This is a genomic window from Chamaesiphon sp. VAR_69_metabat_338 (assembly GCF_031423935.1).
Lineage (GTDB): Bacteria > Cyanobacteriota > Cyanobacteriia > Cyanobacteriales > Chamaesiphonaceae > Chamaesiphon.
Map to the genome: position 1 here is coordinate 1 of NZ_JANPGM010000339.1, position 1,656 is coordinate 1,656.

The 1,656-nt window shown below is 43.9% G+C and carries 2 protein-coding genes; both read left to right on the forward strand.

Going from position 1 to position 1,656, the window contains the following annotated elements:
• The coding region (locus tag RMO84_RS09680; protein ID WP_310488262.1) for a CHAT domain-containing protein at positions 1 to 1,272 on the forward strand (1,272 nt) is incomplete at its 5' end.
• A gap of 177 nt (positions 1,273 to 1,449) precedes the next feature.
• Positions 1,450 to 1,656 (forward strand): hypothetical protein (locus tag RMO84_RS09685; RefSeq protein WP_310488263.1); only part of this gene is annotated, 207 nt, incomplete at its 3' end.

Consider the following 1,656-nt stretch of genomic DNA (forward strand, 5'->3'; position numbering starts at 1 on the left):
CGTCAAGCCATCAATCATCTTAAGTTATTGCGCAATGACTTAAATGCGATCGATGCCGACTTGCAATTTTCTTTCCGCGATAGTGTCGAACCGATCTATCGCGAATATGTCAATCTGTTATTAAAAGATGGCAAATCGATCTCGGCTGCCGATTTAGCCACCGCTCGCGATTCGATCGAATCTTTGCAAGTCGCCGAATTAGAGAACTTTCTCCGCCAGGGTTGTTTAGATACTTATACCGTATCGCTCGAAAAAATCGATCGATCGGCGACAGTCATTTATCCAATTATTTTACCCGATCGCGTAGCCACGATCGCTTCAATTCCCGGACAGCCGCTGCGTTATTACAGCCAAAAAATTCCGGCAGCTACGGTTGAAAAAACCATCACTGGATTGCAACGCAAGCTCCAAGATCCCAACTATAGCCCTCAACAAGAACGCGCCTTTAAGACCAAATCTAAACAGCTTTACGATCTGCTCCTCGCACCATTAGCCAGTGAGCTTGCCGCCACTAAAACTAAAACTTTAGTCTTCGTTCTCGATGGGGCCTTTAGAAGTATTCCCATGTCAATATTGTATGATGGCGACAAATACTTATTTGAAAATTATAATCTCGCATTAACACCAGGATTGCAATTAGTACCGCCCCCAGATGGGAGAGCGCGCATGCGATCGCAAGTATTACTCGGGGGGATTTCGGAAAGTCGGCAGGGTTTTCCCGCTTTACCAGGTGTCAAACCAGAAATCGAATCAATTAGTAAATTAATGCCCTCTCAGAAATTACTCAATGAAGAATTCAATAGTAAATTAGTCTCCAGTAATTTAGTCGCAAGCAACGCACCGATCGTCCATTTAGCCACGCACGGGCAGTTTAGTTCCAGAGCTGAAGATACATTTCTGGTGACTTGGGACGGACGTTTGAGCCTCGATCGCTTGAGCAATCTGCTCAAAGATCGTGGGAATCGATCGGATAATGCGATCGAATTATTAGTATTGAGTGCTTGTGAAACAGCCGCTGGCGATAATCGCGCCACCTTAGGTTTAGCGGGTGTGGCGATTAGAGCGCGCGCCAAAAGCACGATCGCCTCTTTATGGGCAGTCAGCGATGAAGCTACCCAGGAGTTAATGATTAGCCTCTATCAAAATTTAGCTACTAAAAAACTCGGTAAAAGCGAATCATTACGGCAAGCTCAACAAACACTGATGAGTAACCCCAAATATCGATCGCCATATTATTGGGCACCATTTGTTTTGGTTGGTAACTGGCAATAGTCGATCGTTGACAGTCGATCGTTGATGACTGGGCTATTAGAGCGAGGTTTAAATTTCAACCATCATAACAATCCATGCAAAATCAAGCTATTTAATAATATTCTGTCGGTCGATATCTGTCTTTTCTCGATCGCGTAATTCTAGCTCTAATCAATCTTTTAATCTACCCGATAAATCATGCTAAAAATTAAATCTTCTCTTGCTGTTCTTACTTTCCTGTGTCTGACTTGTCATCTGCCCGCTCGCGCCCAAACATATACACCCACAAATCGATCGCCAGTTGCAGATCCGAGTTTGGGTACGACAGTATCGGGCAGTAATAATAACTTAAATATTACGGGCGGCTTAACCAAAGGACAAACGACATTTCATAGCTTTACAGAT